This window comes from Streptomyces sp. NPDC046887, from assembly GCF_040644755.1.
GTDB lineage: Bacteria > Actinomycetota > Actinomycetes > Streptomycetales > Streptomycetaceae > Streptomyces > Streptomyces lichenis.
Genome location: NZ_JBEYXH010000027.1, coordinates 42,148 through 63,941, shown reverse-complemented (window position 1 = coordinate 63,941; position 21,794 = coordinate 42,148). Strand labels below are relative to the sequence as shown.

At 73.4% G+C, this 21,794-nt stretch carries 18 protein-coding genes; 12 read left to right on the top strand and 6 right to left on the bottom strand.

What is annotated here, in order from left to right:
• Positions 1-14: 14 nt before the first annotated feature.
• The 3 genes from ABZ945_RS22960 to ABZ945_RS22950 are packed head-to-tail and all read right to left on the bottom strand — an operon-like array spanning position 15 to position 3,076.
• Positions 15-1,049 carry a glycine betaine ABC transporter substrate-binding protein gene (locus tag ABZ945_RS22960; RefSeq protein ID WP_361272539.1) on the bottom strand — a complete coding sequence of 345 codons (1,035 nt, stop codon included), beginning with the start codon at positions 1,047-1,049 and terminating at the stop codon, positions 15-17.
• A 51-nt stretch (positions 1,050-1,100) separates the two neighbouring features.
• Entirely contained in the window at positions 1,101-1,907 is an 807-nt protein-coding gene (locus tag ABZ945_RS22955) for an ABC transporter permease (protein ID WP_361272608.1), read from the bottom strand.
• A 59-nt stretch (positions 1,908-1,966) separates the two neighbouring features.
• Complete coding sequence (locus ABZ945_RS22950) at positions 1,967-3,076, bottom strand: LLM class flavin-dependent oxidoreductase (RefSeq protein WP_361272536.1); 1,110 nt, start codon at positions 3,074-3,076, stop codon at positions 1,967-1,969.
• A gap of 596 nt (positions 3,077-3,672) precedes the next feature.
• Here ABZ945_RS22950 and ABZ945_RS22945 point away from each other — a divergent pair.
• From ABZ945_RS22945 to ABZ945_RS22895, 11 genes are all read left to right on the top strand, one after another.
• A complete protein-coding gene (locus ABZ945_RS22945) occupies positions 3,673-4,263 on the top strand; it encodes an MFS transporter (protein WP_361272533.1) in 591 nt (196 codons plus the stop codon).
• A gap of 231 nt (positions 4,264-4,494) precedes the next feature.
• The gene (locus ABZ945_RS22940) at positions 4,495-5,073 is read left to right on the top strand and encodes a hypothetical protein (RefSeq protein ID WP_361272530.1); all 579 of its coding nucleotides are present in this window, start codon (positions 4,495-4,497) and stop codon (positions 5,071-5,073) included.
• Between the two features lie 159 nt (positions 5,074-5,232).
• Entirely contained in the window at positions 5,233-5,670 is a 438-nt protein-coding gene (locus tag ABZ945_RS22935) for a hypothetical protein (RefSeq protein WP_361272528.1), read from the top strand.
• A 218-nt stretch (positions 5,671-5,888) separates the two neighbouring features.
• A complete protein-coding gene (locus ABZ945_RS22930) occupies positions 5,889-6,989 on the top strand; it encodes a LacI family DNA-binding transcriptional regulator (protein WP_361272526.1) in 1,101 nt (366 codons plus the stop codon).
• Between the two features lie 285 nt (positions 6,990-7,274).
• Positions 7,275-7,943, top strand: coding sequence for an SGNH/GDSL hydrolase family protein (locus ABZ945_RS22925; protein ID WP_361272523.1), 669 nt, complete (start codon positions 7,275-7,277; stop codon positions 7,941-7,943).
• 208 nt (positions 7,944-8,151) lie between these two features.
• Complete coding sequence (locus tag ABZ945_RS22920) at positions 8,152-9,312, top strand: aldose epimerase family protein (protein ID WP_361272520.1); 1,161 nt, start codon at positions 8,152-8,154, stop codon at positions 9,310-9,312.
• A 191-nt stretch (positions 9,313-9,503) separates the two neighbouring features.
• Positions 9,504-10,604, top strand: coding sequence for an ABC transporter substrate-binding protein (locus ABZ945_RS22915; RefSeq protein ID WP_361272517.1), 1,101 nt, complete (start codon positions 9,504-9,506; stop codon positions 10,602-10,604).
• A gap of 114 nt (positions 10,605-10,718) precedes the next feature.
• Positions 10,719-12,338, top strand: a complete 1,620-nt coding sequence (locus tag ABZ945_RS22910) for a sugar ABC transporter ATP-binding protein (RefSeq protein ID WP_361272515.1) — start codon at positions 10,719-10,721, stop codon at positions 12,336-12,338.
• Positions 12,335-13,297, top strand: coding sequence for an ABC transporter permease (locus ABZ945_RS22905; RefSeq protein ID WP_361272512.1), 963 nt, complete (start codon positions 12,335-12,337; stop codon positions 13,295-13,297). Before ABZ945_RS22910 ends, ABZ945_RS22905 begins: the two co-directional genes overlap by 4 nt.
• Positions 13,294-14,358, top strand: coding sequence for an ABC transporter permease (locus ABZ945_RS22900; protein ID WP_361272510.1), 1,065 nt, complete (start codon positions 13,294-13,296; stop codon positions 14,356-14,358). The genes ABZ945_RS22905 and ABZ945_RS22900 overlap by 4 nt, the downstream gene beginning before the upstream one ends.
• A gap of 109 nt (positions 14,359-14,467) precedes the next feature.
• Entirely contained in the window at positions 14,468-16,813 is a 2,346-nt protein-coding gene (locus ABZ945_RS22895; protein ID WP_361272507.1) for an AbfB domain-containing protein, read from the top strand.
• Positions 16,814-16,837: 24 nt separating this feature from the next.
• On the opposite strand, the gene ABZ945_RS22890 is transcribed toward ABZ945_RS22895, so the two are convergent.
• A complete protein-coding gene (locus ABZ945_RS22890) occupies positions 16,838-17,284 on the bottom strand; it encodes a response regulator (RefSeq protein ID WP_361272504.1) in 447 nt (148 codons plus the stop codon).
• Between the two features lie 196 nt (positions 17,285-17,480).
• Between ABZ945_RS22890 and ABZ945_RS22885 the strand changes: the two genes are divergently transcribed.
• Positions 17,481-18,200 carry a siderophore-interacting protein gene (locus tag ABZ945_RS22885; protein ID WP_361272502.1) on the top strand — a complete coding sequence of 240 codons (720 nt, stop codon included), beginning with the start codon at positions 17,481-17,483 and terminating at the stop codon, positions 18,198-18,200.
• A 27-nt stretch (positions 18,201-18,227) separates the two neighbouring features.
• Here the strand turns inward: ABZ945_RS22885 and ABZ945_RS22880 are convergent, their stop codons facing one another.
• Positions 18,228-20,222, bottom strand: coding sequence for a glycoside hydrolase family 15 protein (locus ABZ945_RS22880; protein ID WP_361272499.1), 1,995 nt, complete (start codon positions 20,220-20,222; stop codon positions 18,228-18,230).
• The gene (locus tag ABZ945_RS22875) at positions 20,219-21,700 is read right to left on the bottom strand and encodes a glucose-6-phosphate dehydrogenase (RefSeq protein ID WP_361272497.1); all 1,482 of its coding nucleotides are present in this window, start codon (positions 21,698-21,700) and stop codon (positions 20,219-20,221) included. The genes ABZ945_RS22880 and ABZ945_RS22875 overlap by 4 nt, the downstream gene beginning before the upstream one ends.
• Positions 21,701-21,794: the final 94 nt, after the last annotated feature.

Below are 21,794 nucleotides of genomic sequence, written 5' to 3'. Positions count from 1 at the left end.
CGGGCCGGGGGTGGTCACTTCGCTCCACGGGCCAGCTCCTTGACGGCCAGCGCCTGCTGGAAGGCGGAGAGTTCGGGGACGGCGTCCACGGCCTGCTGGGTCTTGAGGAAGGAGGCGGCGTCGCGGAGGTTCCCGGCGAGGGCGCCGGGCTTGCCGGGGGTGCCCAGGTACTGGGGGCCCGCCTGCTCCTCGGCGGTGAGCAGCACCAGCTGGCCGAGCTGCCGCTCGGCTTCGGCGGGCGGGAGGTTCAGTTCGGCGCCGATGGACTTGGCCGCCTTCTCCGGGTCGCTCTTGGCCTGCCGTACGGCGGTGTCCTGGGCCTTCACCCAGGCGTCCACGATCTCGGGGTGCCGGGTGGCGAAGGCGTCGGTGACCACGCCGAGGTCGGCGGTGGGCTTGCCGTCGGCGGCCACCTGGCGGCTGGTGACCAACGGGTGTCCGTCCTTGAGGAGTTCGGTGAGCGAGGGCGTCCAGACATAGGCGGCGTCGATGTCGCCGCGCTGCCAGGCGGCCAGCGCGTCCGGCGGCTGGAGGTCGAGCAGGGTGAGCGAGGTGGGGTCGACCCCGGCCTTGTCGAGGGCGGCGAGCAGTGAGTAATGGGCGGTGGAGCCGAACGGGGCGGCGACCTTCCGCCCCTTGAGCTGGGCGAGGGAGGTGATCTCCTTGCGGGCGACCAGGGCCTCGTTGTCGCCGATCACATCGTGGATCCAGAGCACCTTGTAGGGGATGTCCAGCGGCGCCGACAGCCCCTTGGTGACGGGGCTGGAGCCGGCCAGGCCCAGATCGACGGCGCCGCCGATGACGGCCGTGTTGACGTCGGCACCGGAGTCGAACTTGGTCCAGGTGATCTCGGCGTCGGGCAGGGCCTTCTCCAGCAGCCGCTGGTTCTTGACCACCAGGTCGGCGTTGGGGATCGCCTGGTAGGCGATCCGGACCCGGGTCTTGCCGGAGCCTTCGCCGTCGGCGGACCCGCCGGTGCAGGCCGTGGCGGCCAGGGCGAGGGCGGCCAGGGCGGCGGCGAGCCGGAGGGTACGGGGACGTGCGGGCATGGCGGTACTCCTGTGAGCGGCGGTGGTACGGGAAGGGTGGTCTACGCAGGGTCAGGCTCGGCCGCGCCAGGGCACGGCGGCGCGCTCCAGGGCACGCAGGGCGGTGTCGAGCAGCACACCCGAGAGCCCGATGGCGAGGATGCCGACGATGACGACATCGGTCTGGTTGTAGCGCTGGGCGTCGCGGATCATGCCGCCGATGCCGGGGACGCCGTTGACGGTCTCGGCGGCGACCACCGAGGTGTAGGCGATGCCGACGGCGATCCGGACACCGGTGAAGATCTCCGGCAGGGCCGCCGGGAGGCGCACGGCGAGCAGCAGGTTGAGCGGGGAGGCGCCCAGCGCCCTGGCCGCCTCCAGCAGTTGGCCGGGCACGGTGCGGACGGCGGCGGCGGTGGCCGCGGCGATCGGCGGGCAGGCGGCGATGACCAGCAGCCAGATCTTGGGCGACTCGTCGATGCCGAACCAGATGACCAGCAGGGAGAGATAGGCCAGCGGAGGGAGCGTGCGCAGAAAGGAGACGGCCGGTTCCAGAACGATGGCGAGCGGCTTGACCACGCCGATCAGCAGCCCCAGCGGGATGCCGGCCAGGGCCGCGTACCCGGTGCCGATGCCGATCCGGCGCAGACTGGTGCCCAGGTGCTCGATCAGCAGATGGCCGCTCTGGCCGCGGACCCCGTCGTGCACGGTGGAGGTGCGCAGCAGCGCCGCCCAGACCTCGCCGGGCGCGGGCACCAGCACCCGAGGCCACAGCTCGGCCCAGACCGCGGACTGCCAGGCGAGCAGCAGCACGGCGAGGGCCAGTGCCCGCAGCGCCGCCTGGCGCAGCACGACCGGCCACCGGCTCTGCTTCCTCACCGGGGACTTGGCGGATGCGGTACGAGGTTCCTTGACAGGCGTACGGGTGGCGGTGGCGCTCACGCGGCCGCCGCCTTCCGGGCGGCCAGGGCACGCAGCCGGGGCGCGACCTCCTCGCCGACCCGCCAGGCCTCCTCCAGATGCGGATAGCCGGAGAGCACGAACTCCTCCACCCCCAGGGCCCGGTACTCCTCCAGGCGCTGGGCGACCTCGTCGTGCGAGCCGACCAGCGCGGTGCCGGCGCCCTCGCGGACCAGGCCGATCCCGGCCCAGAGGTTGGGGGCGACGGTGAGCGCGGCGGCGTCGGTGGAGCCGCCGTGCAGGGCGGTCATCCTGGCCTGCCCGGTGGAGTCCATCCGGGCGAACCGCCGCTGGCTGGCGCGGACCGCCTCGGGGTCCAGACCGGCCAGGATCCGGTCCGCCTCGGCCCAGGCCTCCTCGGCGGTGTCCCGGCTGATGACATGCAGCCGCAGGCCGTAGCGCAGTCGCGGGGCGCGGGCGCGCAGCCGGGCGGTCCGCTCGGCGATCCGGGCCGGGGGCTCACCCCAGAAGAGCTGGACATAGGCGCGGCGGGCGGCCACCTCCTCGGCGGCCGGGGAGGCGCCGCCGAAGTAGAGCGGTACCGGTGACTGGACGGCCGGCCGGTGCAGTTCGGCACCCTCGATGTCGAGATGGGCGCCGTGGTGGTCGACCCGCTTGCCGTCGAGCAGGTCGCGCAGTACGGCCATCACCTCGTCGGTGCGGGCGTAGCGCTGGTCGTGGTCGAGCCGGTCGCCGTAGGCGCGCTGCTCCACCGGGTCGCCTCCGGTGACCACGTTGAGGGCGATCCGCCCGCCGTGCAGCCGGCGGAAGGTGTCGGCCTGCTGGGCGAGCAGGGTGGCCCCGGCCAGCCCGGCGCGGAAGGCGACCAGGAAGCCGATCCGCTCGGTACGGGCGGCCAGCGCGGAGGTGAGCACCCAGGGGTCGACGCAGCCGAGGCCCACCGGGGTCAGCAGGGAGTGGAACCCGGCGAGTTCGGCGGCACGGGCCACCTGGCCGAGGTAGTCCAGCCCGGCCGGGCGGCGGGTGGCCGCGAAGCTCCTGGCCTGGGCGGCGGTGACCCCGCCGGGGTCGCGGCCGTCTCCGCCGGTGGGCAGGAACCAGTGGAGCAGCGGAGCGGAAACAGACATGACACCTCGTCAGGGCGGCGCACCCGGCCCCGGGCCGGCCGAAGGGCGCGCGGCGGCGCCCGGGCGGGACCGGGGACGGCGGTGATCAGGGAAGGAGGGAGAGAAGACGGGTGACCGGGCGGCGCGGACAGCGGGCGGCCCGCCCGTCAGGAGCGGATCAGATCGCTCGGGCGGCCCGACACAGCATCGTCGACACACGCAGCAGATCCACGTGGCGACGGGAGACAAGGGCGGAGGCCATGGCCGCATCCTGGCCGGAAGGCCTCCTCCCCCACAACCGTCATCCGGATGGTGGACCACTCGGTCTCGCCATACGGGACACGCTGCCCCTCCTCCGCGCTCCCTCGCAGGCCGACTGACCTGCGGCGCACGGCCGTTGACCCACTCACGAGGCCCCGCCGCCACCCTATGAGCGGGGGTCACAGCATCAACGCCTGTCTGGCTGCGCTGCCGGGCTCGCGACCACGCTGGGCGGGCCGGGCGGCCCCGTATCCCCCTGCCGGAGCCGTACACCCACGCTCCGCCCGGCGGGTCCGCGTCCTCACGCGCGGGCGGCGGTCTCCGGCTCCCCGACGCTCGACAAGGTGGTGATCCGCGTGAGCGGCATCTCCGACGCCCCCGCCGACCAGACCGGCCCCCCGGCCGAGGCCCGGCAGGGGTGGGACCGGCTGCGCTATGCGGGCGTGTTCGCGCTGCTGTTCCTCTTCGGCACCGAGACCTTCCTGGTCTCCCCGCTGCTGCCGACTATCTCCGATGACATCGGGGTGAGCGAGGCGGCCGCCGCCTCCAGTGTCACCGCGTACGTCCTGGCGTACGCGGTGGCCGCGCCGTTCCTGGGGCTGCTCAGCGATCGGTTCGGGCGGCGCCGCGCGCTGCTGGCCGGCACCGTGCTGTTCCTGGTGTCCAACGCGGCGGCCGCCCTCTCCGGCGGCCTGGCGCTGCTGGTGGTGTCCCGCGCGGTGGCGGGGCTGGCGGCCGCGGCGGCCTCTGTGCGCCTCTCGCCGGCCGCCGCGTTCGCCGGCTCCCCCGCGATGGTCGCCGAGCGCATCGGGGTGCTGCGGGCCGCCGGGGTGGACGTGGTCCAGCTGGACATGGCGGTGGAGCGCGCCCAGGACCGCGAACTCCGGCGCGACCTGGTACGGCGGCTCCGCGACCCGTACCGGTCGGGCGGGCGCGGCGCCTGGTGAGGGCGGACCGGGACGGTATGTACGGCGGGGGGGGGCGGGCGGTGCCACGCGAGGGGCGGCCGCCCGGGGCGATGCCGTGCGATCGGGGCGGCGGGTGGTATCCGTACCGCTGCTCCCCTCGCCGCCTCGTCCCGAGGTCTGACCGGGGGTCGTCCGCCGTGCGGAGGCGGTGCCGCTCCGGGGAGTCCCGGGGAGGATGACCCGCCGTCGAAGGTCGCGGAGGCTGAGGCCATGACAGCGACCGAGGCGTCCCGCCCGCCCCTGACCGCGCACGGCACCGAACGGCCGGTCCCGCGATGGGCCTCCCGCACCGCCCATGCGATTCCCCTGCTGCTGCTTCCGCAGTGCCTCTGGCGGCTGCCGTTCGCCTTCGGCTTCGAGATGGGGCTGGACGTGGCCGGGGAGATGCCGCCGCTGTGGATCTCCATCCCCTACGTCTTCGGGCTCAGCCTGATCACCGAGGCGTTGGCGCTGCTGTCCTTCGGCTTGGTGCGAGGGTGGGGCGAAGTCGCGCCCCGGTGGCTGCCGTTCATCGGCGGCAGGCGCCTCGCCCCCTTCGCGGTGATCACCCCCGCCGTCCTCGGCGGCCTGGGCGCCACGGCGTTCTGGGCCCCTGTGCTGCTGAGCTGGTTCGGAGTGGGCGACACCGCCGGGTTCAGCGGCGGCGGCTGGGAGATACTGGCCCGCCTCTGCATCTTCCCCGGGATGCTGTGGGGTCCGCTTCTGCTGGGACTGACCCACGCCTACCACACCCGCCGCTGCCGCCCCGGGAAGCGGTACGCGGAGGGCGGCGGCTCGCTGGCCGCGTGACGACCGGTCCGCCTCGTATCCGGGCCGGGCCCGCCGGTCCGGGCGGGTGCGCCCCCGGGGGTGCGTCCGCGCGCTGGGGTGTGCGACTGCCGCGGGTCCGGGCGGGCGGACCAGCCTGTGGTGCCCGCCGTCCGCACCAGCCGACCACTGGAGCCCGCCATGCCCTCGTACGCGTCCCCGACCCGCCGCCGCGCCGCCGCGGCCACCCTGATCTGCCTGGCCGCCGCGGCGGCGCTCACCACGGCCCCCACCGCCATGGCAGCCCCCGCCACCGCGCAAGGCGTCAAGTCCATCCAGCTCCAGTGGGCCGACGCCCAGCCCGCCAACCCGCCGTTCAACAGCGGCACCCTGACCGTGGGCGGCGTGTACACCTGTACCGAGCCGACCGGCACCAGCGTGACCGTCACCTTCAGCGCACTGCAGATCCTGCCGACGGCCACGCCCACCGGCTCCGGCTTCCTGCCCTGCGGGCCGGGGGTCGTGGACGCGCCCTGGCAGGTGACCAGTTACCCGGACCCGAACGTGCACTCGGGCTACACCACCGTGTTCCTCACCTTCGACGGCCAGGGCCTGCTGCCCCAGCAGTTCACGGCCTGAGCGGCCCGAACGGCCTGAGCGGCCTGAACGGCCTGAGCGGCCTGAACGGCCCGAAGCGGTACGCCGGGGGACGTGGTACGGACCCCGGCGCACCCTCCCTTGCGGCTGTCCCGGCCGGAAACGTATAACGTTGCAAGCCCGCTCCGAGCCCTTTCGCGGCCCTTTCCGCGGGCAGGTGCCGGGCCGGCCGCGCCCGGCCTTCGACCGGAGGGAACGCCGTGCGGGTCAGCCTCAAGGACGTCGCGCTCCGCGCGGGCGTGTCGATCAAGACCGTCTCCAACGTGGTGAACAACTACCAGCACGTCACCCCGGCGATGCGGGCCCGGGTGCAGCAGGCCATCGACGAGCTGGGCTACCGGCCCAACATGACCGCCCGCCATCTGCGCAAGGGCCGCACCGGGATCATCGCGCTGGCGCTGCCGGAGCTGGGCAACCCCTACTTCGCGGAGCTGGCGGCCGCGGTGATCGACGCGGCGGCCGAGCACGACTACATCGTGCTGCTGGACCACACCGGCGGTCGCCGCGAACAGGAGGTGCTGGTCAGCCAGGGCTTCCGGGCCCGGGTGATCGACGGGCTGATCCTCAGCCCGCTGGAGCTCCAGACCGAGGACCTGGAGGGCCGCACCGAGCCGGTGCCGCTGGTGCTGCTCGGCGAGCGCCACTACGACCTGCCGTACGACCACATCGCCATCGACAACGTGGCCGCGGCCCGCGCGGCGGTGCGCCATCTGCTGGACCTCGGCCGCCGGGAGGTGGCGTTCCTCGGCTCGCGCCCGCGCCGCAACCAGCCCGCCGAACTGCGGGTACGGGGCTGGCGCGAGGAGCTGGCCGCCGCCGGGCTGTCCGCCGACGAGGGGCTGGTGGGCGCGACCGACGGCTGGGGGCACGAGGACGGGGCCCGGGCGATGGCGCGGCTGCTGGACGCGGGGCGGCGGCCGGACGCGGTCTTCGCCTACAACGACCTGATCGCCATCGGCGCGATGCGGGTGCTCTCCGAGCGGGGGCTGCGGGTCCCCGAGGACGTGGCGGTGGCCGGCTTCGACGATGTGGTGGAGGGCCGGTACGGCGCGGTGACGCTGACCTCGGTCTCCCCCGACAAGGCGGCCATCGCGCGGATGGCGGTGGAGTCGGTGCTGTCCCGGCTGGGCGGCGACCCCCGGGGCGGGGGTGACCCGGGCGGCGAGCAGCAGCCCGCGCGCCGGCTCACCGCGGGCTTCTCGCTCATCGAGCGGGAGAGCACCCTCGGCCGGGCGGGCGCCCTTGACCGGCCGGGGGTCCTCGACCGGCCGGGTGCCCACGGCCGCGCGGTGACGGACTGACCGTCGCTGAGGCGCTCGGCCGGCATGATCCACGGCCGCGCACTCGCCGCCGCGGGCGATCGGTGGGCCCGACGGGCCGGGCTCCGCCCATGCCGGAGCCGATCCCTCGGCGCACCCGCCCGCGGTCGTCCCGGCCCGAGGCGGCGCCAGGGCCCGGTTCGGCGGCGTACGGCTGCGGCCGGATGCGGTCGTGTCGGCGGCATGTCGGGGACTGTCGGTCGGATGTCGGTGGGGTCCGGCACGTTGTGAGAGGTCCTCTCCCCCAGCCGAGTCCAAGGAGCGCATATGACGATCACTGTCCGACCGGGAAGCACCGTGATGTTCACCGGCGACTCGATCACCGACTGCCAACGGCGGGAGAGCGAGGACGGTCTCGGGTTCGGCTACCCGCTGCGCGTCGCGGGCGAGTGGGGGCTCAGGCACCCGGACCGGCCGGTGACCTGGCTGAACACCGGGGTCGGGGGTCACAAGGTGATGGACCTCGAAGCCCGCTGGCAGACAGACGTACTCGACTCGCGCCCGGACCTGGTGTCGATCCTCGTCGGAGTCAACGACATGGGCTGGCACACGCTGGACCCGGAGGGGTACGTGATCACGGTGGAGGAGTTCGAAGCGGGATACGACCGTCTGCTCGCGCCGCTCGCCGAGGCGGGCACGCAGCTGATCCTCGTCGAACCGTTCCTGCTGCCCATCCGCGGAGTCGTCGAGGCCGGTGGCGGTCACGCGCTCATCGGGGACGACGAGCGAAAGGAGTGGCGCGCCGACCTGGATCCGAAGATCCAGGCCGTGCGCAGGCTCGCCCGCGCATACGGCGCGCAACTGCTCGCCGCCGACGGCATGTTCGCCGAGCTGGCCGCGACGACCGGGCCGGAGTACTGGGCGGCGGACGGCGTGCACCCGACGCCGGCCGGTCACGCCGCCCTCGCGGCGGCCTGGCTGCGCCTGGTCGCCTGACGGCCCCACCCCTGCCGGTGCCCCGCACGGAAGCCCACAGATCACCCGTGCCGGCAGGGCTTCCCGCCCCCTACGGTGCGCGGGCCGGTCGCCCATGGGTGCGACCACCACCCCCCGCCTTGCGCCATTCGTCTTACGGGGCACTATTACATCGTTGTAACGTCCTGGGGTCCGGTCCGTCGCCGCCACCGCCGCCCCGAGGAGACCCGTGTCCGCATCCGCCGTCCCGCCTGCCGCCGCGCCCGTACCCCAGCAGTCCTCCTCCCCCGCCGAGGCCTCCGTCCCGGAGTGCGCCGTCCACCGGGACGGCTTCGGCACCACTCCGGACGGTGCGCCGGTGGAGCGCTTCGTCCTGACCTCACCGAGCGGGGTGAGCGCCGCCGTGCTCAGCTACGGGGCGGTGCTGCAGTCGCTGCGGGTGCCGGGCCCGGGTGGGGCCGCCCCCGCCGAGGTGGTCCTCGGGCTGCCGGACGTCCCGGCGTACGCGGAGCACGGCGGCTATCCGGGCGCGGTGGTGGGCCGGTACGCCAACCGCATCCGGGGCGGGGCGTTCACCCTGGACGGGACGGCGCACCGGATACCGGTCAACGACCGGGGCAACGCGCTGCACGGCGGCCCGGAGGGCTTCGACCGGCGGGTGTGGGCGGCGGAGCCGGTGCGGCGGCCGGACGGGGCGGCGGCGGTGCGGTTGGGCCTGGTCAGCCCGGACGGCGACCAGGGCTTCCCGGGCACGCTGTCGGTGGCGGTGGAGTACCGGCTGGACCGGGACGGCACCCTGGCCGTCGACTACCGGGCGACCACCGACCGGCCCACCGTGGCGGCGCTGACCCAGCACGCCTACTTCAACCTCTCCGGCCGGCCGGGGAGCCGCGTACTGGACCATCTGCTCACCGTGGACGCGGACGGCTACCTCCCGGTGGACGACGGCGGGGTGCCGCTGGCCGGACCGCCGGTGCCGGTCGCGGGGACGCCGTTCGACTTCACCGCGCCGCGCGCCATCGGTGAGCGGATCGCCGCGCCCGACCCCCAGTTGAGCGCGGCGGGCGGCTATGACCACTGCTGGGCGCTGCGCGGCGGGGCGGCCGGGCGGGGGCAGGTGCTGCGGCGGGCGGCGCGGCTGGAGGACCCGGGCAGCGGGCGGGTGATGGAGGTGTGGACCGGGGAGCCGGGGCTCCAGGTGTACAGCGGCAACCAGTTGACCGGGGACGGGCCGCACGGCCGCTACGCGGGGGTGTGCCTGGAGACGCAGGCGTTCCCCGACGCGCCCAACCGCCCGGACTACCCGTCCGCCGTGCTGCGCCCGGGCGAGGTGCTGCGCAGCCGTACCGAGCTCAACTTCCCGCATCTGGCGCCGCGTACGGGGCCGTGACGGCGGGACGGCCGCGCGATCGGCTGTCGCACAAGGGGTTTACAGTCGCCTTCCAACGATGTAAAAACCTCCTGCGGATGATGTCCGGAGCGGCCTTCCGGCCCGGCCCCGAGCAGGGCCGGGCCCGGCGCTCTCCCCCGCCGCCTCACCTGTCCCATGCCTGCCATCGCGCCACCGGATCGGGGTCAGCCATGAACTTCACCTCCCACCGCCGCCACCCGCTCGCCCGACCGGCGGCCGCCGCCTCACTCGCGCTGGCGGTGGCGCTGACCGCCGCCGGCTGCGCCAAGTCCGAGGACGACGCGGACGGTTCGGCCAAGCCGCCGGCCACCACCGCCGACGCGGGCCAGAAGGTGGCCGCCCCCAAGCCCGGCGGCAAGGGCTGCACCCTCGCGGCGTACGGCGGGGACAAGCTGGAGCTGAAGGGTGCGACGGTCGGCTTCTCGCAGTCCGAGAAGGAGGCCAACCCGTTCCGTATCGCCGAGACCCGGTCGATCAAGGACGAGGCGGCGAAGCGGGGCGTCAAGCTGCTGACGGCCAACGCCCAGTCGCAGTTCTCCAAGCAGATCAGCGATGTCCAGGACCTGCTGGCCAAGGGCGCCGACGTGCTGGTCATCGCGCCGCTCAACTCCGACGGCTGGGAGCCGGTGCTGCGCGCGGCGGCGGCGCGGAAGGTGCCGATCGTCACCATCGACCGGCAGATCAACGCCGACCCCTGCAAGGACTATGTCAGCTTCATCGCCTCGGACTTCGTGGAGCAGGGCAAGCGCGCGGCGGACCAGATGATCGAGGCGACCGGCGGCAAGGGCAAGGTGGCCATCCTGCTCGGCGCGGCCGGGAACAACGTCACCACCGAGCGGACCAAGGGCTTCAAGGACCGGATCGCCGAGAAGGCCCCCGAGCTGGAGATCGTCTTCGAGCAGACCGGTGACTTCGCCCGGGAGAAGGGCCAGCAGGTCACCGAGCAGCTGATCCAGTCGCAGCCGGGCATCAACGGCATCTACGCCGAGAACGACGAGATGGGCCTCGGCGCGGTGGGCGCGCTCAAGGGCGCCGGCAAGAAGCCCGGCGACGTCAAGATCATCACCATCGACGGCACCCGCAACGCGGTCCAGGGCGTGGTGGACGGCTGGATCCAGGGCGTGATCGAGTCCAACCCGCGCTTCGGCCCGCTCGCCTTCCAGACCCTGGACACCTTCACCCAGGGCCAGGAGGTGCCCCAGGAGATCGTCATCGAGGACGGGGCCTATGACGCGGACAACGCCGAGCAGGACCTCGGCCGGGCCTACTGACGTCCCGGTACGGGGTAGGGGCGCGGCCGACCCGTACGCGTCCCCGCTCGCCCGTCCCCGTATCCGCTTCCCCGCCCTCACCGTCCACCACCCCCCGCCCCCTGGAGGCATCCGGTGGCTGCTCCCCCCGCCCGTGAACCCTCCCCCGACCCTTCCGTCGAGGACACCCCGCCCGCCGAGGTCCTCGCCCTGCGCGGACTGACCAAGACCTTCCCCGGGGTGCGCGCCCTGGACGGGGTCTCGCTCTCGCTGCGCGCGGGCGAGGTGCGGGCGCTGATCGGCGAGAACGGCGCCGGCAAGTCGACCCTGATCAAGGTGCTCACCGGGGTGTACCGGCCGGACGCGGGGAGCATCGAGCTGCACGGCGAGCCGGTGCGCTTCGGCACCCCGCTGGAGGCGCAGCATGCCGGGATCTCCACGATCTACCAGGAGGTCAACCTCATCCCGCTGATGAGCGTGGCCCGCAACCTCTTCCTGGGCCGCGAACCGCGGGGCCGCCTCGGTCTGATCGACTTCGGCCGGATGCACCGGGAGGCGGCCGAGACGCTGCGCGGCTACGGGGTGCGGGCGGATGTCCGCCGTCCGCTGCGCAGCCTGGGGGTGGGCGCCCAGCAGATGGTGGCGCTGGCCCGCGCGGTGTCGGTGGACGCCCGGGTGGTCGTCATGGACGAACCCACCTCCTCCCTCGAACCACGGGAGGTGGAGACCCTGTTCGGGGTGGTCCGGGGGCTGCGCGAGCGGGGTATCGCGGTGGTCTACGTCAGCCACCGGCTGGACGAGCTGTACGAGTTGTGCGACACGGTGACGGTGCTGCGGGACGGGCGGCTGGTGCACGACGGGCCGCTGGCCGGGCTGGACCGGCTGTCGCTGGTGGCCGCCATGCTCGGCCGGGAGCTGGGCGAGGTGCGGCGCAAGGGCACCACCGAGTTCAGCGGCTCCCACCAGGCCGCCGAGGGCCAACCGGTCCTCGAAGCCGTGGGGTTGACGGTGCCGCACCGGCTGCGCGGGGTGTCGCTGTCGATCCGGCCGGGTGAGGTGGTCGGCCTCGGCGGGCTGCTGGGCTCGGGCCGCACCGAGACCGCGAAGGCGGTGGCGGGCGCGCTGGCGCCCGGCTCGGGGACGGTGGCGGTGGCCGGCACTCGGCTGCGTACCGGCTCCACCCCGGCCGCCATCCGGGCCGGGATCAGCCTGCTGCCGGAGGACCGCAAGACGGAGGGGATCGTGCCGGGTCTGTCGGTGCGCGAGAACATCGCGCTGGCCGCGCTGCCCCGGCTGTCCCGGCTGGGGCTGGTCTCCGAGGCGCGGATCGACTCCGTGGTGGAGACGTTCATGCGGCGGCTGCGGATCAAGGCCTCCGACCCGCACCAGAAGGTCGGCGAACTCTCCGGCGGCAACCAGCAGAAGGTGCTGCTGGCCCGCTGGCTGGCGATGAACCCCAGGGTGCTGCTGCTGGACGAGCCGACCCGGGGGATCGACGTCGGCGCCAAGGCCGAGGTGCAGAAGCTGATCGACGAGCTGGCCGAGGACGGTCTCGGCGTGCTGCTGATCTCCTCGGAACTGGAGGAGCTGATCGAGGGGTCCGACCGGGTGGTCGTGCTCAAGGACGGTGGAGTGGCCGGGGAGTTGAGCGGTGACGAGGTCACGGAGGACCTGCTGATGCGCACCATCGCGGGCGGTGCCGAGCCGGCGTTCCCGGGCCGCACCGCCCCCGGCGGAGAGGTGGCGGGCCGATGACCGAGCTCGCGGTGCGCCCGGCGGCCCTGGACCGGGCCCGGATCGGGCACTGGCTCCAGCGGTACGGGGTCTACGCCGGGGTGGGGCTGCTGCTGGTGGTGAACATCGCCCTCACCCCGCACTTCCTCTCGGTGGAGAACTTCCGCACCCAGGCGGTGCAGGTGGCCCCGGTGCTGATCGTGGCGCTCGGGATGGCGCTGGCCATCGGCACCGAGGGGGTGGATCTGTCGGTGGGCGCGGTGATGGCGCTCTCCGCCTCGGTCACCGCCCTCTATCTGGGCTACGGCCTGCCCGGCGCGCTGCTGGTGGTGGCGCTGTTCGCGGCCGCCGTCGGACTGGCCAACGGGGCGCTGGTGGCGCTGGTCGGGGTGCAGCCGATCGTGGCCACGCTGGCGCTGATGGTCGGCGGCCGGGGCCTGGCGCAGGTGCTGCTGCCGCAGTTGGAGGACATCCGCAACCCGGCGATGGCCTCGCTGGGTTCGGGCGATCTGCTGGGGGTGCCGTATCTGATCCTGATCGCCGCCGGGCTGGCGCTGCTGGTGGCGTTCGCGGTGCGGCGCACCACCTTCGGCCGTCAGCTGCTGGCGATCGGCGACAACCGGACGGCCGCCCAGCTGGCCGGGCTGCCGGTGAAGCGGGTGCTGATGGTGGTGTACGTGTGCTCCGCGCTGCTCGCCGCGGTGGCGGGGGTGCTGGCCACGGCCCGGCTCCAGGCCAGCGACCCGACCTCGCTGGGCAATCTGATGGAGCTGTCGGCGATCACCGCGGTGGTGGTGGGCGGCACCCCGCTCAGCGGCGGCCAGGTGCGGATCGCCGGCACGGTGGCGGGCGCGGTGCTGATCCAGCTGCTCACCGCCACCCTCATCAAGCACGATCTGCCGCCCTCGTGGACGCAGATGGCCCAGGCGGTGGTGATCGTGCTCGCGGTCTACGCGGCACGCGGACGGGGAAGGCGATGACGACCATCCACAGCACATCGAAGGGGGCGCCGCCTCCGGCGCCCGAGGAGCTGCTCGGGGACGCCCCGGGCGGGGCGGCCGCGGAGGCGCGGGCGCCCGGCACCGGGCGGGGCGAACGGCTGAGCGCGCTGGCCCAGCAGCACGGGGCGCTGGCCGTGCTGGTGGTGCTCACCGCGGTGGCGTCCCTCGGCTTCGACTCCTTCGCCACCGGCGACAACTTCTCCAATATGGCGGTCTCCTCGGCGTTCCTGGCGATCGTGGCGCTGGGGATGACCTTCGTCATCATCACCGGGGGCATCGATCTGTCGGTGGGCTCGCTGTTCGCGCTGGGCGGGGTGCTGGCCGCCTGGGGCTCCCGGTACGGAACGGTGGTGGCGCTGCTGCTGCCGCTGGCCGTCTGCGGCACGATCGGGCTGGTGAACGGCCTGCTGATCGCCCGGGCCCGGCTGGCGCCGTTCATCGTCACCCTGGCCGCGATGCTGGCGGCCCGCGGACTGCTGCTGACCCTCACCGACGAGGGTGCCGAGACCTATCTGGTCGCCGAGGGCTCGTTCCTGGCGGAGCTGGGCCAGGGCAGCACCCTGGGCGTGGCCCACCCGGTGTGGATCACGGTGGCGCTGTTCGCGGCCGGGGCGGTGGTGCTGCGCCGCACCCGGTTCGGGCAGCGGGTGTACGCGATCGGCGGCAACGAGGACGCGGCGGCGCTGATGGGCGCCCCGGTGGCCCGTACCAAGATCACGGTCTACGCGGTGTCCGGGCTGCTCGCGGGGCTGGCGGGGGCGCTCAACGCGGCCTGGCTCGCCTCCGGGGTGACGATCCTGGGCGCCGGCATGGAGCTGGAGGCCATCGCGGCGGTGGTCATCGGCGGCACCCTGCTCACCGGCGGGCTGGGCTTCGTCAGCGGCTCCCTGGTGGGGGTGCTGCTGCTGAAGGTGATCCAGAACGTGATCAACCAGATCGGTTCGCTGGACTCGGCGTACCAGCAGGTCGTCAGCGGGGCGTTCCTGGCGGTCGTGGTGGTGGCGCAGACCTGGCTGGGCCGCCGGCGCCGGGTGCTCTAGCCGCTCTTTCTCTTCGGAGCCCACCGGCCGCCGCCGGTCGGCGAGACCCACGGGGACGGCTTCAACCGTCCCCGCGACCCCGCACGTCCCCGTCACCGAAGGAGGATCGATGCGCACCTCGCCAACCCCCGGGCACCGCGGCCGATGGCAGGCCCTGGTGGCCGCCCTCACCGGCTGCACGCTGCTGCTCGCCGGACTGGTCGCCACCGGCGGCCCCGCCCAGGCCCGAGCGGCCGCCTGGTCGCCCAAGCCGTCCCCGATGACCACCCCCTGGACCGACCAGGTCCCGGTCGCCGACCCGCTGCCCGAGTACCCGCGCCCGCAGCTCACCCGCTCCGACTGGCTGAACCTCAACGGCATCTGGGACTTCGCGGTCACCGGCCGGGACGCCGGACAGCCGGGCACCTTCCCCGAGCAGATCCGGGTGCCCTTCCCCGTCGAATCGGCGCTCTCCGGCATCAAGCGGCGGATCACCCAGAACGACAAGCTCTGGTACAAGCGCGCCGTCACCGTGCCGTCGAACTGGAACGGGCGCCGGGTCCAGCTGCACTTCGGGGCCAGCGACTGGCGGACCACGGTGTGGGTCAACGGCCGGCAGGCCGGGGCCGTGCACGACGGCGGTTTCGACGCCTTCTCGTACGACATCACCCCACTGCTCACCGGCGGCTCCAACACCCTGGTGGTGTCGGTGTGGGACCCGACCGAGACCGGCGGCCAGGCGGTCGGCAAGCAGCGCATCCGCGGTGTGGACCCGCAACCGGGCGGCGGGATCTTCTACACCGCCTCCTCCGGGATCTGGCAGACCGTCTGGCTGGAGCCCACCGCGCCCGCGCACATCGGCCGGCTCGACCTGGTGCCGAACCTGGCGAACAGCACCCTGAAGACCACCGTCCGCGGCAACGGCACCGGCTCCGGCCATCAGGCGCGGGTGACCATCTCCTCCGGCGGTGCCCTGGTCGGGCAGGCCACCGGCCCGGTGGGCGCGGAGTTCGCGGTGCCCGTGCCGAACCCCCGGCTGTGGACCCCCGAGGACCCCTTCCTCTACGACGTGCGGGTCGAGCTGCTCTCCGGCGGGCAGAGCGTGGACACCGTCGGCTCCTACGCCGGGATGCGCTCGATATCCCTCGGCAGGGTCAACGGCGTCCAGCGGATCCTGCTCAACGGCCGGTTCGTCTTCCAGAGCGGCACCCTGGACCAGGGCTACTGGCCGGACGGGCTGTACACCGCGCCCAGCGACGCCGCCCTCCGCTTCGACCTCCAGAAGCACAAGGACCTGGGCTTCACCATGGTCCGCAAGCACATCAAGGTGGAGCCGCAGCGCTGGTTTTACCATGCCGACCGGCTCGGGCTGCTGGTGTGGCAGGACATGCCCTCGATGGATCTGCGCACCCCCGACGGACCGGCCCGGGTCCAGTGGGAGGCCGAGTACGACCGGATCATCGACCAGCACCGCTCCTCCCCCTCGCTGGTGATGTGGGTCAACCAGAACGAGGGCTGGGGCCAGTACGACCAGGCCCGGATCGCCGGCGAGGTCAAGGCCTACGACCCGTCGCGGCTGGTGAACAACATGAGCGGGGTCAACTGCTGCGGCTCGGTGGACGGCGGCAACGGGGACGTCGTCGACCACCATGTCTATGTCGGCCCCGGAGTCACCGACCCGACCGCCACCCGGGCCGCAGTCCTCGGCGAGTTCGGCGGGCTCGGCATCCGGGTGCCCGGCCATGAGTGGTATCCGGGCGGCGGGTTCAGCTACGAGAACCAGGCGAGCCCGGCCGCGCTGAACAACCGCTTCATCGGGCTGATCGACGGCATCCGGCAGACCCGGATGCCGCTGGGCCTGTCCGCCTCCGTCTACACCGAGATCACCGATGTGGAGAACGAGGTCAACGGGCTGCTGACCTACGACCGCCAGGTGGTCAAGGTGGACGAGGCCCGGGTACGGAACGCCAACCGGGCGCTGATCGACGCCTCCCGCACCGCCCCCTCGGTGGCCGCCCTGCCCACCGGCAACAGGTCGCTGCGGGTGACCACCCCCGGCCACACCGACCGCTACGCCCGCCACCAGGACGGGCTGGCCTTCACCGAGGTGGTGAACGGCGCCAGCGGCGCCCTGCTGAAGAACGACGCCACCTGGCGGATCGTCCCGGGCCTCGCCGACAACCGCTGCTACTCCTTCGAGTCCCGCAACTACCCGGGTGAGTATCTGCGCCACCGCGAGTTCCGCGTCCGCCGGGAGGGCGGCGGCGACGCCCTGTTCCGCGCGGACGCCACCTGGTGCGCGGTGGCGGTACCCGGCGGGGTGCGGCTGGCCTCGTACAACTTCCCCGATCAGCTCTTGCGCCACTACGACGCGCAGCTGTGGCTCGCCACCCCGGGCGGGCCGCGGCCCCACGACAACCCGGCGCTGTTCGCCGAGGACACCACCTGGGCGATCGAGAACCCCTGGGCGCCCTGACGTCCCCTGGTGGGGTGACGGCCGTCAGTAGCGGCGGCGGGGCAGGCGCACCACGCTGACGAAGAAGTCGTCGATCCGGCGGACCGCCGCGATGAACTGGTTGAGGTCCACCGGCTTGGTCACATAGGCGTTGGCGTGCAGCTCGTAGCTGCGCAGGATGTCCTCCTCCGCCGAGGAGGTGGTGAGGACGACGACCGGGATGAGTGCCAGCTCCTCGTCCGACTTGATCTGCTCCAGCACCTGCCTGCCGTCGTACTTGGGCAGGTTGAGGTCGAGCAGGATCAGGTCGGGGCGGGGAGCCTCGGTGTGCGCGCCCCGGCGGAAGAGGAAGTCCAGCGCCTCCTCGCCGTCCCGCACCACATGCAGGTCGTTCTGGATCTTGTTGTCCTCGAACGCCTCCCGGGTCATCAGCTCGTCGCCGGGGTCGTCCTCCACCAGCAGGACGGTGATCGGCTCCACGGGACTCGGCACAGGACGCTCCAGGGCTTGTTTCGGCTCCGCCATCGCCCGCCCGGCCGGGCGCGGATGGACCGGGTCCACGGTAGCGGGCCCGGAGGCCGGTCCGCGCGTCAGCCCGTACCGCGCCGGTCGGGCCGCCACGGAGCCCGCCGTACGGACCGGAGAAGTTGGGTTAGGCTCACCTAACTCAAGGACAGGGAGTGGCGCGATGGGACACGGCTGGCAGGGCACCGTACTGAAGCTGATGCGCGGCAAGGACTTCACCTTCACCGTGCGCTCGGTGGAGCAGGTCTCGGAGCGGCTGCACCGCCTCTCCTTCACCGACGGCGGGATGCTCACGGCCACCGGTGTCCACCCGACCATGTGGGTGCGGCTGTGGTTCCCGGGCGGTTCCAAGCCCCACCAGCGCGCGTACACCCTGGTGGAGCCGGACGCCTCGGCGGGGACCTTCACCATGGACTTCATCCTGCACGAGGGGGTGGCCAGCGACTGGGCCAGGGCCGCCCGGGCCGGCGACACCATCGAGGCCACCGTCCAGGGCTCGGCGTTCACCGTGCCGGCGCCGCTGCCGTCCCGGCTGCTGGTGGTCGGCGACCCCGCCTCCCGGCCCGCCATCGACTCGCTGCTCGCCGCCCTGCCGGCGACCCCGGCCACGGTCTGGTACGAGACCGCGCACACCGCCGACACCGACCACACCCCGCAGGGGGGCTCCGCGGCCCGCGAGGTGATCCGGGTGGAGCGCCGGGAGGGCGGCGCCCATCTGGTGGAGACGGTCCGCGAGGCACTGCCCCCGCGCTGGGACGAGAACGCCTATCTGTGGATCGCCTGCGACACCGCCACCACCCGGACGCTCGCCGGTTTCGCCCGCAAGGAGCTCGGGGTGCCCAAGGACCGCCTGCACGCCCTCGGTTACTGGCGGGCCGCCTGACCTTCCGGCGCGGGGCCGAGGGGGCGGTCAGCCCATCGCCCGGTCCAGGTTGACGGCGGCGCTGATCAGCGCGAGATGGGTGAACGCCTGCGGGAAGTTGCCCAGTTGGTCACCGGTCATCCCGATCTGCTCGGCGTACTGGCCGACATGGTTGGCGAAGGTGAACATCTTCTCCAGCGCCAGCCGGGCGTCCTCGATCTGCCCGGTCCGGGTCAGCGCCTCCACCCACCAGAACGAGCAGATGGAGAAGGTGCCCTCGGTGCCGTCCAGTCCGTCCCCGGAGACCGTGGCGTCGTAGCGGAACACCAGGGAGTCGGCGACCAGGCCGGAGCCGATGGCCCGCAGCGTCGAGCGGAACCGCTCGTCCTGCGGGGAGAGGAACTTGACCATCGGCATCACCAGCAGCGAGGCGTCCAGGATCTCGGCCGGCGGCTCGCCGTCCTTGCCGAGCCGCTGCACGAAGCTGCCCAGCCCCGGGTGCCAGCCCTCCGCCATCACCTGGCGGTAGATGGCGTCCCGGACCGACATCCAGCGGGCCAGGTCAGCGGGCAGCCCGCGCTGCCGGGCCATCCGCACCATGCGCTCCACCGCGACCCAGCACATCACCCGCGAGTAGGTGTGCCGCTGCCGACCGGCCCGGGTCTCCCAGATCGACTCGTCGGCGCTGTCCCAGTGGTCCAGCAGCCAGTCGACCACATCCACCAGGTCCGACCAGGTGTCCCAGGAGATGCCGTCCCCGTACTTGTTGAACAGGTAGATGGAGTCGACCAGTTCGCCGTAGACGTCCAGCTGGAGCTGGTCGGCGGCGCGGTTGCCGATCCGTACCGGGGCCGAGCCGCGGTAGCCCTCCAGATGGTCCAGCACCTCCTCCGGGAGATCGGCGTGGCCGTCGATGGAGTACATCACCCGCAGCGGGCCCAGCTCCCCGTCCCCGCGCTGCTCGCGCAGGCAGCGGGCCAGCCAGCCGACGAACGCGCCGGCCTCCTCGGTGAAGCCCAGCCGCAGCAGCGCGTACAGCGAGAAGGCGGCGTCCCGGATCCACACATACCGGTAGTCCCAGTTGCGGCTGCCGCCCAGCTCCTCGGGCAGGGCGCAGGTGGGCGCGGCCACCACCGCGCCGGACGGTTCATGGGTGAGCAGCTTCAGGGTGAGCGCCGAGCGGTGCACCGTCTCCCGCCAGCGGCCGGTGTAGGAGGAGCGGCTGAGCCAGCCCCGCCAGAAGGAGACGGTGGAGCGGAACAGCTGCTCGGCGGCTTCCCGGGAGACCTCCTCGCCGGGGCAGCCGGTGTCCGGGTCGCTGGTCTCCAGCACGAACAGGACGCTGTCGCCCTCCTGGAGCTCGAACTCCGCCTCGGCGTCCCGGCCGTCCTCGCCGCCCGCGGTGAGCGGGACGTCGGAGTGCACGGTGACCATCAGCGCCTTGGTGGTGAACACGGCGGCGTCCGGGCGCACATCCAGCTCGTGCCGGTCGCGGCCGTAGTTCATCCGCGGGGCGATCACGGTCCGGATCCGCATCCGGCCGCGGACCGCGCTGACCCGGCGGACCAGCCGCTGGCGGTGGTCCGGGTCATGGCTTCGCCGTACGGGCATGAAGTCCTGCACCTCGACCATGCCCTCCTCGGTGAGCATGCGGGTGACCAGGATGTTGGTGTCGGGGAAGTAGAACTGCTGGCGGGAGGCGGTCGCACAGACCGGGTCCATCCGCCAGCAGCCGCCCTGGGCCGCGTCCAGCAGGGCGCCGAAGACGCTCGGCGAGTCGAAGCGCGGGGCGCAGAACCAGTCGATCCGGCCGTCCGTGCCCACCAGGGCGGCGGTGCGCAGATCCCCGATCAGCCCGTGCTCGGCGATCGGCAGATAGGCGGCCGGCTCCTCGGCCCCGGGCGCCGCCGCGGCGTGCCCGGCCCCGGGCCCGGTCCCGTCCGCGCAGTCGGAGCCGGTCCTCGTGTCCGATCCGGTGTCCGATCCGGTGTCGGAGCCGGGGGCGATGTCCGGGGTGGCAGCGTCCCGCTCGGTGGGCGTCATGCCTCGCGCACCCGCCATCCGTCCGGGCCGGCCAGGTCCAGCGCGGCCTTCGGCCCGTAGGAGCCGCGGGCGTACGGCTCCGGCTCGGGCGGGTCCTGAAGCACCGGGGCGCAGACGTCCCAGAGCCGTTCGACCTCCTCGGCGCCGGTGAAGAGGGTGGCGTCCCCGTGCAGCGCGTCCAGCAGCAGCCGCTCGTACGCCTCCAGCGGCCGGGCGCCGCCGAAGGCCTCGTCGAAGCGGAGGTCGAGTGCCGCGCGGCCGACCTGAAGGCCCCGGCCGGGCACCTTGGCCCGTACCCCCAGGCGTACCGAGGGCTCGTCGGACAGCTCAAGCACCAGCGCGGGCGGGCCCTCGCCGTCCCGGTCGCCGAGACCGGCGAAGGGCCCCTTCTGGCAGTCCCGCAGGGTGAGGGTGACGGTGCGGGCGCCGGAGCCCATCGCCTTGCCGGTGCGCAGCAGGAAGGGCACATCCCGCCAGCGGTCGTTGTCGACGAAGGCGCGCAGCGCGACGAAGGTCTCGGAGCGGGAGTCGTCGGCCACGCCCTCCTCGTCCCGGTAGCCCTCGTACTGGCCGAAGACGGTGTCGGCGGGGTCGAAGGGGCGCAGGGAGCGGTACAGCTCCAGCTTGGCGGCGCGCAGCGAGGCGGCGTCCAGGGTGGCGGGCGGTTCCAGGGCGACGAAGCCGAGGATCTGGCTGAGGTGGGTGGAGACCATGTCGCGGAAGGTGCCGGTGGACTCCATGAAAGAGGCCCGGCCCTCGATGCCGATCTCCTCCGGTACGTCGATCTGGACCGAGGCGATGTGCTCGCGGTTCCAGAGGGCGGCGAGCCACTCGTTGGCGAAGCGCAGCACGAGGACGTTCTGTACGGCCTCCTTGCCGAGGAAGTGGTCGATGCGGAAGACCCGCTCCTCGGGGACCACCTGGTGCAGGACCGCGTTGAGCGACCGGGCGCTGTCGGCGTCCTCGCCGAACGGCTTCTCCAGGATCAGCGAGGCGTCCTCGGCGAGCCCGGTGTCCCCGATCATCCGCAGCAGGCCCTCCATGGTGCCGGGCGGTACGGAGAGGTACAGCAGGGTGCGGCAGTCGCCGCCGAGCGCGACGCGGGCCTCTTCGACCGCCTCGGCGAGCCCGGTGCCGTCCTCGGCGGAGGAGGTGCGAAAGCGCGCCGCCTCCCGCAGGGCGGCCAGCGCCTGCCCGTCCGGGTCGTCCGGGTCGTCGGGGGCCCCGGCGCCGAACTCGCGCACGGCGTCGGCGACCAGCTCGCCGTACGGGCCGTCCGGCTCATGGCGCCCGGTGCCGACGACGGCCAGGCCGCCGGGGAGCGAGCCGGTGGCCAGCAGCCGGTGCAGCCCCGGGTAGAGCTTGCGGCGCGCCAGGTCGCCGGTGGCCCCGAAGATCACCAGCAGCAGCGGCCGGTCGTCCGCGGAAGGGGATTCGGCCTGGCCGGGGGCTGTACGGGGTGCCGGGTCGGATGCCATGCGGGGTGCCCACTCTCGTACCGGATGCAGCGACCGTCATCGTGTGCTCAGCCCGGTCGGGAGCAAACCCGCCCCGCCGGGCCCTCCCCCGTAC